The 14,782-nt window shown below is 41.9% G+C and carries 8 protein-coding genes and 2 pseudogenes; 7 read left to right on the top strand and 3 right to left on the bottom strand.

Features of this window, described 5'->3' with window-relative positions:
• The first annotated feature begins 53 nt into the window (after window positions 1-53).
• The 3 genes and pseudogenes from AC0L6H_RS00495 (at window position 54) to AC0L6H_RS00485 (ending at window position 4,133) form a co-directional block, all read left to right on the top strand.
• A pseudogene (locus AC0L6H_RS00495) lies at window positions 54-1,653 on the top strand (isocitrate lyase).
• A gap of 227 nt (window positions 1,654-1,880) precedes the next feature.
• Window positions 1,881-3,149 carry a TMEM143 family protein gene (locus tag AC0L6H_RS00490; protein ID WP_473391899.1) on the top strand — a complete coding sequence of 423 codons (1,269 nt, stop codon included), beginning with the start codon at window positions 1,881-1,883 and terminating at the stop codon, window positions 3,147-3,149.
• A 201-nt stretch (window positions 3,150-3,350) separates the two neighbouring features.
• Window positions 3,351-4,133 carry a hypothetical protein gene (locus tag AC0L6H_RS00485; RefSeq protein WP_473391898.1) on the top strand — a complete coding sequence of 261 codons (783 nt, stop codon included), beginning with the start codon at window positions 3,351-3,353 and terminating at the stop codon, window positions 4,131-4,133.
• A gap of 41 nt (window positions 4,134-4,174) precedes the next feature.
• Here the strand turns inward: AC0L6H_RS00485 and AC0L6H_RS00480 are convergent.
• Together AC0L6H_RS00480 and AC0L6H_RS00475 are read right to left on the bottom strand one after the other, a co-directional pair.
• Window positions 4,175-5,883, bottom strand: a pseudogene (locus AC0L6H_RS00480) (potassium/proton antiporter).
• Window positions 5,884-6,092: 209 nt separating this feature from the next.
• Window positions 6,093-7,976: a TonB-dependent receptor plug domain-containing protein gene (locus AC0L6H_RS00475; protein ID WP_473391896.1), complete on the bottom strand. Its 1,884-nt coding sequence runs from the start codon at window positions 7,974-7,976 to the stop codon at window positions 6,093-6,095.
• Between the two features lie 204 nt (window positions 7,977-8,180).
• Here AC0L6H_RS00475 and AC0L6H_RS00470 point away from each other — a divergent pair, with 204 nt between their 5' ends.
• The 4 genes from AC0L6H_RS00470 (at window position 8,181) to moaC (ending at window position 13,050) form a co-directional block, all read left to right on the top strand.
• The gene (locus AC0L6H_RS00470; protein ID WP_473391895.1) at window positions 8,181-10,802 is read left to right on the top strand and encodes a DUF7133 domain-containing protein; all 2,622 of its coding nucleotides are present in this window, start codon (window positions 8,181-8,183) and stop codon (window positions 10,800-10,802) included.
• Between the two features lie 77 nt (window positions 10,803-10,879).
• Window positions 10,880-11,896, top strand: coding sequence for a ThuA domain-containing protein (locus AC0L6H_RS00465; RefSeq protein ID WP_473391894.1), 1,017 nt, complete (start codon window positions 10,880-10,882; stop codon window positions 11,894-11,896).
• 74 nt (window positions 11,897-11,970) lie between these two features.
• Window positions 11,971-12,507, top strand: a complete 537-nt coding sequence (locus AC0L6H_RS00460; RefSeq protein ID WP_473391893.1) for a DsrE family protein — start codon at window positions 11,971-11,973, stop codon at window positions 12,505-12,507.
• A gap of 21 nt (window positions 12,508-12,528) precedes the next feature.
• Complete coding sequence (moaC, locus tag AC0L6H_RS00455) at window positions 12,529-13,050, top strand: cyclic pyranopterin monophosphate synthase MoaC (protein ID WP_473391892.1); 522 nt, start codon at window positions 12,529-12,531, stop codon at window positions 13,048-13,050.
• 58 nt (window positions 13,051-13,108) lie between these two features.
• Here the strand turns inward: moaC and AC0L6H_RS00450 are convergent, their stop codons facing one another.
• Window positions 13,109-14,695 carry an ABC-F family ATPase gene (locus AC0L6H_RS00450; protein WP_473391891.1) on the bottom strand — a complete coding sequence of 529 codons (1,587 nt, stop codon included), beginning with the start codon at window positions 14,693-14,695 and terminating at the stop codon, window positions 13,109-13,111.
• Window positions 14,696-14,782: the final 87 nt, after the last annotated feature.

Raw genomic sequence — 14,782 nt, 5'->3', positions numbered from 1 at the left:
CAAACAACCCAATTTTAATCATTTTATATTTTAGTTATTGTTAAGGAAACATCATGAAAACATACATAGAGCAAACCATTGAAACAACCAACACCATTGAGCAACAAGGCACACCTTGGAATGCGATTAATCCAGAAAGCGTAACGCGCATGCGTTTACAAAATCGCTTTAAAACTGGCTTAGATATCGCTAAGCACACTGCTAAAATTATGCGCGCCGACATGGAAGCGTACGACAATGACCCAAGTGCATATACTCAATCACTAGGCTGCTGGCATGGCTTTATTGGTCAACAAAAAATGATTTCAATTAAAGAAGCACTTTGGCACAACTAAAGGTCGCTACTTATATTTGTCGGGCTGGATGGTTGCCGCTATGCGTTCAGAGTTTGGTCCACTACCTGATCAATCAATGCATGAAAAAACCTCAGTACCTATGCTAATTGAAGAGCTTTATACTTTCCTTAAGCAGGCTGATGCGCGCGAACTTAACCACCTTTTCAAAGATTTAGACAGCGCACGTGAAAGCGGCGATGACATCAAAATACGCAACATTGAAAAACAAATAGAAAACTTTGAAACCCACGTTGTGCCTATTGTTGCTGATATTGATGCTGGTTTTGGAAATGAAGAAGCGACCTATTTATTAGCTAAAAAGATGATTGAAGCAGGCGCTTGTTGTATTCAAATAGAAAACCAGGTGTCGGATGCCAAACAGTGCGGCCACCAAGACGGCAAAGTTACCGTACCTCATGAAGACTTTTTAGCGAAAATCAACGCTGTACGTTACGCCTTTTTAGAACTTGGCATAGAAGAGGGCGTTATAGTTGCACGCACCGATTCATTGGGTGCTGGGTTGACTCAAAAAATACCAGTGTCACAAAGTGAAGGTGACCTAGCAGAGCAATACAATGCTTACATTGATGGCCAAGAGATCACTTCTATAGATGAGTTAGTAAGTGGCGATATGGTTATCAAGCAAGGCGACAAAATACTTAAGCCTACGCGTCTTGCTAATGGTTTAGTTAAGTTTAAGCCAAATACGGGTGAAGACCGCTGCGTATTAGATTGCATTACTTCATTGCAAAACGGTGCTGATTTATTGTGGATAGAAACCGAAAAACCGCATATTGGTCAAATTGCAGGTATGGTAAATCGTATACGTGAAGTGATCCCAAATGCGAAGTTGGTTTATAACAACAGCCCATCGTTTAACTGGACACTTAACTTCCGCCAGCAAGTTTTTGATATATGGCAAGAAGAAGGCCGTGATATGACCGGGTATCAGCGTGAGCACCTAATGGGCGCAAACTATGACACTTCTGAGTTAGCCTTGGTTGCAGACGAAAAAATACGTTGCTTCCAAAAAGAAGCGGCTGCTCAAGCAGGGATATTCCACCACCTTATTACCTTGCCAACCTACCATACTGCGGCGCTGTCTACCGACAACTTAGCCAAAGAGTACTTTGGCGAGCAAGGCATGTTGGCTTATGTACAAGAAGTACAGCGTAAAGAAATTAGACAGGGTCTTGCCTGTGTTAAGCATCAAGATATGTCTGGTTCAAATATTGGTGATGACCATAAAGAATACTTCTCTGGTAGCCAGGCACTTAAGGCTTCAGGCAAAGACAATACTATGAATCAGTTCTCGTAAGTAATTTAAGAGACCTGCTTTCATATTAAAGCAAAACGACAGGGAAAAGCCTATGCTTTAGCATAGGTCACACACAAGCAAAAAGAGTAAGCTTAATAGGGGGCTTACCTTTTTTTTGCATTACAGACTTTGAATCAAGGAAATTAGACTGACGAAGGTAGATGGCTTATGCTCTGTTAATAGTGCCAAATAGGTTTGGTTGAAAAAAGCTAGGAATAAGAATATTCATGCGCCAAAGTAGTAACAAAGAAAGGTTTATCCCACTTCGAAAAGCCGATGTCATTGAGCTTTGTTTGCAAGAAAGTGCGTGGGAGGACAACACCCAAGCGGCTTTATATCCACAAAACAAAGAGGCGTTTCGTACGCTTTGTGATTTAGTCATGGCAACACTGCATTTCGAATATCATCAAACATTAGAACGCCTAAAAGATAATTACGCGCCCTTTGATCCTAATACCGACACTTTAGTGCTGGGTGACGTAAGCGAGTCAGCACTTGCTAGCAAACAAAAAGCGTTTTCTGAGGCTTTTTCTCAAGTCTTAAACGCTGCTAATTTTGAAAAAGTCACCGAAGAGGATTTACAAGATGCGCTAGAAGAGGAATCGCTGTTTAAGGTCAGATTAGCTGTAGAGTTTGAAGATTTTGAGCAAGTGGTATTTTATCGCCGCGGTGAGCATCAAAAAACAGAAACCCTTGCCAAATTTTGGGGGCTTAAAAAGCAAAGTATTGTATTTACCAATTACGATAAAGTTGCCGTATACATCAAATTTAAAGACGCCGCGTATTTTAAGCACAAAAATCGCAATACAGCGCATTTTGAACCAGGCGCAACAATTATAAAATTATTTCAGAACGTACCTAAAGCAGATCTTGAAATGCTATTCCCAAACAGTGAAGTGCGCATGCGTACCCTAGATAAAGCGATTATTGGTGGCTCGGCCGTTGTAGGAGGTACAATCGTATTGGTGACTAAGCTTGGTGCTTCATTATTACTTTTGGGCGGATTATTCTCATACTGGCTAGGGTTATCTGAAAAAGAAGTGACCATAGGCTCGCAAGAACTTATTGCCTTAGGCGTTGGTGCAGGTGTGCTAGGCGGTTTTATTTTTAAGGAGTGGAGTAAATTTAAAAATAGAAAGTTAAAATTTATGAAGGCACTTGCTGATAACTTGTACTTTAAAAACCTTGATAATAACGCCGGTGTTTTTCACCATTTAATAGATGCCGCTGAGGAAGAAGAATGTAAAGAAGTCATTTTGGCCTACTACTTTTTACTGGCCAATCCTGCTGGACTTAGTAAAGCGCAACTTGATAGCACTATTGAAAACTGGTTTGTACAAAATTTTGATTTTGAGATCGATTTTGAAATTGAAGATGCCCTAGCCAAATTAATGCGTTTCTCTATGGTTAAATACTCAGATAATATTTATTCCGCAATCCCTATAGCAGAGGCACAAACAGCGCTTGATAAAAAGTGGGATAGCTTGTTTAGTTGAACATAAGTATCTGAAAAGAAAGACTGAAACTGAACGATATTCTTCATGGCAAGTCTTATAATGATGATGTATTCTAGAGCTAATTCATTCTTAGCTAAGCGCTTAAAAACATTCTTTTACGCAAACGTTTAAGAAAACAAACCAATATAAGCCTTTTATCACGCAAAACAACGCTGGCTTATCTCATCAAAGGAGTAGTTTATGAAGAAGTTCTTAATTGTAATCATAGTAGTTGTCTTAGTTATTGCCGGCGCGGCTACCTATTTTTTAGGTAATGCAGGCGGTTTAATAAAAGCGCAAATTGAGAAGCAGGGAAGCAAGTTTTTAGGTACTCCAGTATCAGTATTTGCCGTTGACATCGCTTTCTCCGAAGGTCGTATGACGATTAGCGACTTGGACGTTGAAAATCCAGAAGGCTTTAGTAAGTCAGACGCTTTTAGCCTCGACTCCATCACACTTGATTTAGGTGAAGTATTAAACGAGCCCTACACTGTACAAACTATTACTTTGAATGCCCCCGAAGTACTTTATGAAGTCGATGCAAACGGGCAGGGGAATTTGATTGTATTAAAAAACAACTTGATGGCTAATTTACCCCAAGGCGAAACACCGCCTGAAACCGACGAAGAAGGTCTTAACCCGCTTGTAATTGTTGAAGATGTAACAGTAAGTAAAGTGCGCCTCACGCTTAATTTTGAACAGTTACCTACCGGCGACTTAAATATTGAGAAAAAGGTCTATGACCTTACCCTGCCCACATTTAGTGCGGGTGCTATCGGCAAGCCCAACGGCATTCCTGCAGACCAAGTAGGCGTTGCCATCGCAAATGCGATGCTTGATAACATTATTGCTCAAGCAAAAGCAGAAGCAAAAAAACGCCTAGAGGAAGAGGCTAAAAGAAAGTTAAAAGAGAAAGTCGACAAAGAAAAAGACAAACTCAAAGAAAAAGTGGGTGATAAGCTTAAAGACTTGTTAGGCGGCTAACAGACAAAGCTTTCTTTCAATCAGGGCCTGTTTGTCTTGTATTACACGTTGATTAAGATGCCCACTGTAATAATTCGCTCGTCCATCATTTCTCTTATGATGAGACGAGCTTTGCCCAAGACAAGCACACTGCCGACTTCAGGCTCACCGCTCAACTGGGTTTTGATTATCTGTTCTAAGGTGTCATTAGCATTCATTCTTAGGGATATTCCGTATGATGCCTTTAAATCGTCATGTCGCGTGATGCCTTTTACGCGCAGTTCTTGCTTTGGTAGTTCCGTTTTACGATTCTTTTCTACTTGTGAAAACACACAATTTACGTAGCTACGATTTAACGGCTTTAATACGATAAATAAATGGTCATTGCTCATTAACAACGTGGACCCTCTTGGGGCCAGCACCGAATTGTTGCGCGTAATCATCGCAATCACGGTATTTTCAGGTAAAGCCAACTGCGACAACCTTCTACCTATCGCCCGCGAATCTTCACTCAAAGTAAATTCAACAAGATCAGCTTCAACATTGCTCAATGAGGTGATTTCTAAAGTTGCAGCTGGGCTGGCTGGCGGCGGTAGCGTTAGCTTTAGCTTTTTTGCCATCCAAGCGAGGGTAGAACCCTGAACGGTTGCTGAAATTAACACGACGAAAAAGACGACGTTAAAAATCAGTGGAGCACCGGGCAAGCCAAATATCAAAGGAAATATGGCTAAAATAATCGGCACAGAGCCTCTTAGTCCGACCCAAGATATCAATGAGATTTCACGAATATTAAAACCAAAAAGTGCTAAAAATGGTGCCACAGCTAACGGTCTTGCTATAAAAATTAGCACCAAAGCAATCAGCAGCCCTTCAAACCACACATCCAAAAGTGAGGTGGGCGTAACAAGTAGTCCTAAAACGACAAACATGGTTATTTGACTTAGCCACGCCAATCCATCGTGAAACAAAAGGTGGAACGCTGAAATACGAAATTGCTGTTTCCTATTACAACGCCTGTGATAAATACAGCTAAAAAGCCACTACCACCAATATTGGCGGTCACGCCAAATGACAATAGTCCGCATGCTGCTACTAGCACCGGATACAGCCCTGCAGTCGTTAATTGAATTTTGTTAATAAGTCGTACCGATAGCCAGCCAACGGCTAAACCAACGGCGGTACCTAAACCCATTTGTGAGAAGAACAACATGAGTAGGTCTCGCCCCGGCTCGATGTCATTCATCAATATTTCGAGTAGGCCTACCGTTAGAAAAATAGCCATAGGGTCGTTAGAGGCACTTTCAATTTCTAAAGTGGCTTTGAGCTTTTGATTAAGATGGATGCCAGCATTTCGTAGCAGTGCAAATACCGCAGCAGCATCGGTAGACCCAACAATCGCACCAAGTAACATGCCTTGCAGGAGAGGGATTTGCAAAATATATGCTGCTGCGTAACCCGTTACGACACCTGTGATTAATACGCCAAAACTCGCTAAAGTGGCCGCTGGTTTCCAGACTAGTTTTATTGCTTTAAAGGGCGTTTGTAGGCCGCCATCAAACAAAATCATAGCAAGTGCTAAGGTGCCCAAAGAGTGCGCGGCTTCGGCATTGTCGAAAAATATTCCGCCTGGGCCATCCTCGCCGGCTAGCATACCTACCATCAAAAATAGGACCAGCACCGGCAATCCTAAACGGGCCGAGAGCTTACTCGACACAATACCGAATAAGATCAATACCGCAGCAACGAGAATAATTTGGTCAATAAGGAACACGTAAGACTCACTTTTCTAAAGTCATGAATGACATAAAGTTATACTAAAGTTTAACAGCCTTAGCTCGGTTTGGGGAGTATAAGACGGATTAACACCATACACTACTCTTTGTTGCTGCTGTCTTGTTTAGCCTTAGCCTCTATTATTTGTGAGTTTTAGAGAACAGACATCATCTATCGCGCCAATAATTGCTCAAATATAGGGTAGCGTTAAAATGTGTAGATAAGACCCACTCTTATTTCTCGGTCGTCGTGAACAAAGCCGACTGAGTCCTCGATGTTTTTACTTAACGCGTTTTCGATAGAAAAGCTCATTTTTAGCTGCTGATTTAGTGTTAAGGTAGTGCTTGCACCAAGCACTGCATAGCCTGGTAGGCGCCTAAACCCTGTGGCGATAGAACTGTCCAAAAAATCATCTCTGAAGTCTATAAATACTGAATTTATCGTGTTTTTGTAGCTGATATTAAGGTAGAGCTTACCACTCACGTTAGGGCGTTTACGTAAGCGTACGTTTTCTTCCGCTTTTATATCTAAATAACGCAGATTAGCGACGATATTTATTTGATCATTAATTTTCGCGTTTACATCAAACTCTACACCCGATGTGTTTACACTGTTGCGGTTTACATTGGTAAATAAAGCGGCATCAAAGTCGATGAGATCTTCAAATTTGTTTTCAAAATAGACAATACTATATTCTAGATCTTGACTCATTTTATTTGTAAAGCCTAACTCAAGGTTATCACTTCGCTCAGGTTGTAGCTCACGATTACCTACCAGCGGATGGGCTAAGGCAAAAAAACTAGGCAGTTTATAACCTTGGTTGAACACTGCAAAAAGCGAAGCGCTTTCGCTTAATTGAAAGCCAGCCCCAATTCGAATGCTAGTCTCATTATCAAAAGCTTTTGGTACGTCATACCTTGCACTGGCCTCTAATGTCCAATCATTCAGTTCATGCTGGGCTTCAATGTAGGCCGAACTAATGCGTTGTGAAAAGTCGTAGTCAACCGGCACAGCAAAACCAAAATCTAAGGTTCCACGGTTACTTCCGTCTTGCTTGCGATAATTACCGCCCACAATGAGTTGGCTGTTGTCATTAAGTGCAATTGTAGAGTAAAAATCAAATTCTAATCGTTCATAATCTGAGCTAATTAAACTGGCAGGAATACCAGATAGTACGCCTTCTTCAATGCCCGGATTATCAATGTCTTCTTGGCGCTTTAACCATGAAATATGTGTTTTGATATTGGTGTTATCAGCAAGTGCATAGTCAGCGCTAATCGCCATTAGGCTTTGCTCACTTTGTCGTTGCTCGGCAACGCGTGGTGAGGCATATAATTGTCCACCAGAGTCTTCAGTAAAGCCCTTGGCATCGGTTTGGTTGTAGCTTAGCATGCCAGCTAAATCTACCCGAGTTTGTTGGTAATGTCCTTTAGCTAAAAATTGCGTGGATTGAACTTCCTCAAAGGATGATATTTTCTTATTTTGAGAAGAAATTGTTCCTAAAATGGCAATCTCTTCATTAAATTTATGACTTGTCGTTAAGCTGGTATTGAACTGCTTATTTGTACCCACTTCTATCGTCGCAACCGGTGCACTAATGTCTCTTGTAACGATGTTAATGACGCCGCTAATCGCGTCGCCACCATAAATAGTATTAATGCCCCCTCGATATACTTCTATGCGTTCAATCGCTGCCGGATTTATTTGATTAAAATCGAAGCCACCTCCACGACTGTTGGTACTATCGTTTACCGGAATTGAGTCAATAGTGACTAAGGTAAAGTTAGCCTCCCCGCCACGGATGCTAATGTAAGAAAAACCGCCTGCGCTACCATTTTGAGCCACATCAACGTGAGGCAATCTAGCCACTAGGTCGATAGTCGAAGCGGGATTGATTTGCTCAATTTGATCACGGGACATTACGCTGAGTGAGCCGATTGGGCTATCACCTAAGCGTGAGCCGCTAATTTGAATAATTTCGATTGAGGGGGATTGTGCTGAGCTAGTTGCCGTCGATAATGCTGCATTTGCTGTCGTTGTCGACAATGTTAAGATGATACTGAAAGTTATTAACGATGACTTCAACTTCATTTGTGTTCCTTTAATGCGTTTACTACTAAATAAAAATAAAGCGGGTGCTAATTGAGACGCGAATATTAACGTAATTTACCTTGGTCAAAGCATGACGACTAAAAATAGTTAAGGCAAAACAAAAAATCGGACTATTCCCCTACTTGTTGCAGTGAACATTATATGTAAAAATACATTTAAATGTTTGTGATGAGATACTACCTTATGTTAACACTTCGACGCAATGATATATGCCGTGCCTCGGCGCTTTTCTGCACATTGTTATTGTCTACTACCTTACAATGTTTCTCCGTTTCAGCCAGCGAAGGCAAAGTGACGTCAATTGATAAAATACAAGCCCTCTCGCCTGAAGAAAGCTTGCGAACGATGGTTTTGCAAGACGGTTACAGCATGGAAATTGTCGCCGCTGAGCCATTGATAGAAGAACCTGCAACCATGGCCTTTGATGGTAACGGGCGAATTTACGTTGCCGAAATGCTTACCTACATGCTTGATGCTGACGGTAGCGGTACCTTTAATCCAATTAGCCGAATCAAACGCTTAGAAGATAAAGACGGTGATGGTATTTTTGAGAGTTTTAGTATCTTTGCTGACAACTTGCTCATTCCTAGGATGATTTTACCTCTTGATGATGGCCGTATTATTGTCCGTGAAACCAATACTCTTGATTTGTTGCTGCTAACTGACACAAACGGCGATGGTGTTGCTGATTTGCGAGAAACTGTTTACGAGGGCGGTGACCGCGGCGGGAATTTAGAACACCAGCCCAGTGGCCTAATTTATGGATTAGACAACTGGCTATACGTGACCTATACAGATAAACGTTACAAATTTGTTGATGGCAACATTATTGCACAAACCATTCCGTATGGTGGCGGTCAATGGGGACTAACCCAAGATCACCTTGGGCGTTTATATTATTCAACGGCGGGCGGTGAAAATCCCGTTTTTACTTTCCAAGCGCCGAGTGTTTACAGCCAGATTTCGGTGGAAGGCGAGCAGGCCGACGGTTTTAGAGAAGTATTCCCCTTAGACACTACGCCCGATGTGCAAGGTGGTCTAAAGCGTCTGCGAAAAGACAAAACCCTTAATCATTTTACTGGTGGTGGTGGGCAATCGGTCTACATGGGCGGGATTTACGATGACATGCAAGGTGATTACATTATTGCCGAGCCGGTCGGCAACTTAATTAGGCGTGCTAAAATAACGCGTGAAGATGGTTACACGGTGTTAAGTCACCCCTATCAAGCACAACAAAAAGAGTTTATTGCTTCTACCGATCCTAACTTTCGGCCGGTATGGACAACATCGGCCCCTGATGGCTCGTTAATGATATTGGACATGTACCGCGGGATCATTCAAGAATCGAACTGGACAAAAGAAGGCTCCTATTTGCGGGGTGTTATCAACGAGTATGGTTTCGACAAAATAATAGGTCGAGGGCGTTTATATCGTGTCAAAAAACCTGATGTCCCATTAATTAAAGCGCCAAAGATGTTTGCTGATTCGCCGCAGCAGTTGATTAAATATTTAAGTCATGAAAACCATTGGTGGCGTCTTGAAGCACAAAAATTAATGGTGTTAAGTGCTGATCAAAGCTTAGTGCCTGCGCTTAAACAAGTGGCTTTGAATAAAAGCCAGCCTTTAGCGCAAATACACGCGTTATGGACACTCGAAGGCTTAGGCGTTGTTGACAAGGCCTTGTTGACTCGTCTGTTTAATAGCCCAAATAGTGATGTACGTGTAAGCGCTATACGCATTTCAGAACATTTAGCTAGTGCAGGTGATAAAAGTATTGCTGATATGTGGTTAACATTAGCGAGTGATAAAGATATTGAAGTAAGCCAACAGGCTGTTTTGTCGGCTTATTATGTGGGAAGCCAAAATCATGAGCTTGTACTGAGCACAGCAAAACAGACTCATCCAAATAAAAAAGGCTTGTTAGCCATTGAAAAATCAATGCAAACATTGGCCCTGCATGCTGAAAAAAGACGCAAGCTAGCACAAGCAGGCGAGGTGTTAGCGGCTGCCGCTATAGCCGGTGAAAAATCTTATAAAGGCTTATGTTATACCTGTCACGGTAGCGATGGGCGAGGGACGCCTGCTGGCGACGGTTTAATTGCGCCTTCTTTGCACAATAATCCAAGGGTGGTTGGTAATGTTGCATCATTAGTCAACTTGGTCTTACACGGAATGGAAGGCGAAATTGATGGGCAGAGCTATGTAGGTGGCATGATGCCTTCTATCGCGTCTAATGGTGACGAGTATGTCGCCAACGTACTTACCTACATTAGAAACGACTTTGGCAATCAAGCTAGTATGATAAGCCCACAAGATGTCGCGGCAATTAAAGCAATGAACTACGCCTCAGATAAGATGTGGACTCAAGCCGCTTTAGATAATAAGTTCAACAAAGAGTTGGGCAAAAAGAAACAATGGAAAATCACCACAAATTTCCCTGTACATCGTGTATTTACAATCGAAAAGTTAACTGACAATAAAATTGAACGTCCGTTTTTTAGTGCGGCAGCAAAGCGAGAGGCAGGCCAAGCGATTACCATAGAATTACCGGGGGTAGCGGCAATTTCGCAAGTAGTGATTAATTCTTCACTATTATCTAAGGATTATTCTAGGCACTACACTATAGAATTTTCTGATGATGGAAGTAATTGGCGCACCATCATTAATAACCCTGTTGCGGTAGAGGTTAATATAGATGAGACCTTAGGTCATAAAGCCAAGTATATTCGTATCACCAATAAACTTGGAACTACTCGCCGGCCATGGCGCATACACGAGATAAATTTATTGGGTAGCTACCTTTAGCCTGTGTTGTTTAATTGATAGCTATCTTGTTAGGTATTTTCTTAGATAGTGATACGTCTTCCACTAATGGAAAAGTTATGAAAAATTATGTTTTATTCGCGCTGACAATATTATGTGTATCTTGCACGGCAATTGAGTCTACGTTAGTTGATGATCAAGGAGTTCAAGGGACAAATGAACTTAACGAAAGGAAGCTAAAAGTATTGATTGTTGATGGTCAAAACAACCATAAAGTCTGGCCAAAAAGCACTGTAATGTTGAAACAATACCTAGAACAAAGTGGCTTGTTTGAGGTTGACGTTTATCGAACCAAGCCAACTTGGAAAGCAGAGCAGCATCCTGATTATTATGCCTTATTTGCAGATAAACAAAATTTCAGTGTCAGAAGGCCAGTACAAGACCCTGACTTTTCCCCAAACTTTACTGACTATCAACTTATTGTTTCAAACTTTGGATGGAAAGCAGCTTTATGGCCTCGTGATACGCAATTAGCATTTGAAGAATATATGCAAAATGGAGGTGGCTTTGTCACTGTTCATGCTGCAAATAATGCCTTTGGTGAGTGGCCTGCGTTTAATGAAATGATTGGCCTTGGTGGCTGGGGTGGTCGCAGTGAAAAAGATGGTCCTTTTATTTACTATGATGAAGATGGGAAGTTGATTAAAGATACTTCGCCAGGCAAAGCTGGCACTCACGGCAAAATCCACGAATTGCAAATTACACAAAGAAGTGAGCATCCAATCTTAGACGGTTTGCCAGAAGTTTGGATGCATACCAAAGATGAGTGCTATGGTAAACTGCGTGGCCCAGCCAAAAATCTCACCGTACTTGCGACTGCTTTTTGTCCAAAAGATCAAAATGGGACGGGTAAGCATGAACCCGCATTAATGACGATTGAATATGGGAAAGGGCGGGTTTTTCATACTATATTGGGGCATGAGGATTACTCTGTAGAAAGTGTTGGATTTATTACGACCTTTCTACGCGGGGCTCAGTGGGCAGCCACGGGGCAGGTAACCCAAGCGATACCAGAAGACTTTCCTAGTCAAGAAAGTTCACGTAAACGAGAGTTTATTTTAATGCAGCACCATTAAGCGAGCTAATTTCTACAAATTATACGTGTATACTTAAGCAATATGCTTAATCATTTTTTTAATGGATCCAATACATGAAATCGACAATATCGCTCTTTATCATTCTCAATGTTTTTAGCTTCTCACTTGCTGCGCAAATGTCAGCTTTTAAAGACGGCACAGCCATTGTTGGTTTCGGTAAATATATGCCGATTAGCAGCCATACAGTAAATGCTGACACCGTACTTAAAGTAGCCTTTGATGTGGCAGCGCCCGCTGAAGTGGGTGAAGTAAACCGCAAATTCGATAGCTTAGCGCGTTTCATCAACATGCATGTTGCGTCGGGTGTGCCCATCGCTAATATCGAACTTGCCTTGGTAGTGCATGGAAAAGCCAGTTTTGATTTGCTTAATAATGACGCTTATCAAAAAATTAATAATGCCAACAATGCCAATGCACCATTAATTGAGGCCTTACTCGCGAATAATGTAAAGGTGATATTGTGTGGTCAAACTGCAGCGGTATATCAACTAACACAGCCACAACTCGTCAAAGGCAGCCATATCGAACTATCAGCGATGACGGCTCATGCCCTATTGCAACAGCAAGGTTATACCGTTAATCCTTTTTAAGTAATCAATAAGCAGTCAAAAATGAAGCCAACTAATAAGCAAACTCAACAAGCAGAAACGCCCGACAAATTTAGCCATGTGGATGAAAATGGCCAAGCAAATATGGTTGATGTCTCGGATAAGCAAATTACTCAGCGCACCGCATGGGCAGAAGGTTTTATCTCAATGCAGGCGCAAGTGATTGAGAAAATAAAAGAAAACCAAATTGCAAAAGGGGATGTGTTTAGCGTCGCTCGCGTCGCCGGAATTCAAGCAAGTAAAAACTGTGCAAACTTAATCCCTTTGTGTCACCCCTTAATGTTGAGCAAAATCCAAATTGATTTTGAGATTGATGAGCCAAACAGGCAAATTAGGGTGCTGTGCATGTGCAAGCTAAATGGGAATACTGGCGTAGAAATGGAAGCCTTGACTGGCGTGTCGGTCGCTGCGCTAACTCTGTTTGATATGTGTAAAGCCGTAGACCCCGCTATGACCATTCATTCAATACGCGTGCTTGAGAAACAAGGTGGAAAAACGGGTCACTGGCAACGAAATGCGCAATAAGGTATTTGACTGAGCATCAAGCAAAGCAGTCAATCTAAGAGAGACTGCTTTGTTTTAACTAGTCGCGATTACTCACGTATTCGTCGTAAGTGCCTTGGAAGTAATGTAGTTTTTGATCTTTTATTTCAATAATAGAACTTGCTAGAGTTGAAACAAACTCACGGTCATGGCTTACAAAAATAAGCGTGCCGTCAAACTTTTGCAGCGCCGTGTTAAGGGCTTCAATCGCTTCCATATCCATGTGGTTGGTAGGTTCATCCATAATAATGACGTTTATTTCTTGCATCATTAATTTACCAAACAACAAACGGTTTTTCTCACCACCAGAACATACGCGTGTGTCTTTTTCGATATCGTCAGCGGTAAATAACAAACGGCCCAAAATAGCACGAACCGCTAGGTCGTCGTGTTTTGGCGTGCGCCACTGCGACATCCAATCAAACAAATTCATGGGTTTGTTAAAGTCGTTTGAAACGTCTTGTGCTAAATAACCAATTGACGCATTCTCTGACCATTTAACAATGCCTTTATTGGCCTTTAACTCATTCACCAAGCAGCGCAAGAAGGTAGTTTTACCCGCGCCATTTTCACCTATTACGGCAAGCTTTGCGCCGGCTTCAAGAAGAATATCTTTACCTGTAAATAAGGTTTCACCATCAAAACCATGAGATAGGTCGTGTAACTCAAGCGCTAGGCGGTGCAGTTTTTTGTGTTGTTTATAGGTAATGTATGGGGATTGGCGACTAGAAGCGACGACTTCTTCAAGTTGAATTTTATCGAGTCGTTTAGCGCGCGAAGTCGCTTGTTTGGCTTTAGACGCGTTTGCTGAAAAGCGTGCCACAAAGCTTTGTAATTCAGCTATTTCAGTAGATTTTTTCGCATTTTCACTATGCAGTTGCTCTTGAACCAAGCTCGCAGCTGCCATGTACGATTCGTAGTTACCTACGTAAATACGTAACTCACCGTAGTCAATATCGGCCATGTGCGTACATACCGCATTTAAGAAATGACGGTCGTGCGATACGATGATCATGGTGCATTTTCGCTGATTGAGTACATCTTCAAGCCATTTGATGGTAAAAATATCAAGGTTGTTGGTAGGCTCATCGAGTAGCAAAATATCAGGCTGTGAAAATAAGGCTTGGGCAATCAATACGCGCAGCTTAAGACCAGGCGCAACTTCTGACATCAAGCCAAAATGGTAGGATTCATCAATGCCCGCTTCTATCAAAAGCTCAATTGCACGTGTTTCTGCGGTATAGCCATCAAGCTCTGCAAATTCAGATTCTAAATCAGCCACTTTCATGCCGTCTTCTTCTGACATTTCTGCCAAAGAGTATATGCGATCACGTTCTTGCTTTATTTCCCAAAGCTGGGCGTCACCCATAATAACGGCATCGACGACTGAGTGCTCTTCAAAAGCAAACTGGTTTTGATTTAGTGTACCTATGCGTTCGCCAGGAGTAACCGAAACATTGCCTGAGGTAGGCGCAAGCTCCCCACTCAAAATTTTCATCAAGGTAGATTTACCACAGCCGTTTGCACCAATTAAGCCGTAACGGTTGCCATTGCCGAACTTGGCTGAAATGTTCTCAAATAATGGCTTGGCGCCAAATTGCATAGTGATGTTAGCGGTAGTGATCAAACTGGTGTTTCCTTTGACGATATAGCATGCGCAAATACAATAAAGCAGGCATGAAGGGTTGTAGCAGAAATTGCGCGCGCACTATAC

The organism is Glaciecola sp. G7-5 (genome assembly GCF_055808975.1).
This window is presented reverse-complemented; position numbering and strand designations above follow the sequence as displayed.

Coding starts and splice junctions, on each gene's coding strand:
- moaC (WP_473391892.1), top strand. CDS start 12,529: ATGAAGCCAACTAATAAGCAAACTCAACAAGCAGAAACGCCCGACAAA.
- AC0L6H_RS00470 (WP_473391895.1), top strand. CDS start 8,181: ATGTTAACACTTCGACGCAATGATATATGCCGTGCCTCGGCGCTTTTC.
- AC0L6H_RS00485 (WP_473391898.1), top strand. CDS start 3,351: ATGAAGAAGTTCTTAATTGTAATCATAGTAGTTGTCTTAGTTATTGCC.
- AC0L6H_RS00490 (WP_473391899.1), top strand. CDS start 1,881: ATGCGCCAAAGTAGTAACAAAGAAAGGTTTATCCCACTTCGAAAAGCC.
- AC0L6H_RS00460 (WP_473391893.1), top strand. CDS start 11,971: ATGAAATCGACAATATCGCTCTTTATCATTCTCAATGTTTTTAGCTTC.
- AC0L6H_RS00475 (WP_473391896.1), bottom strand. CDS start 7,976: ATGAAGTTGAAGTCATCGTTAATAACTTTCAGTATCATCTTAACATTG.
- AC0L6H_RS00465 (WP_473391894.1), top strand. CDS start 10,880: ATGAAAAATTATGTTTTATTCGCGCTGACAATATTATGTGTATCTTGC.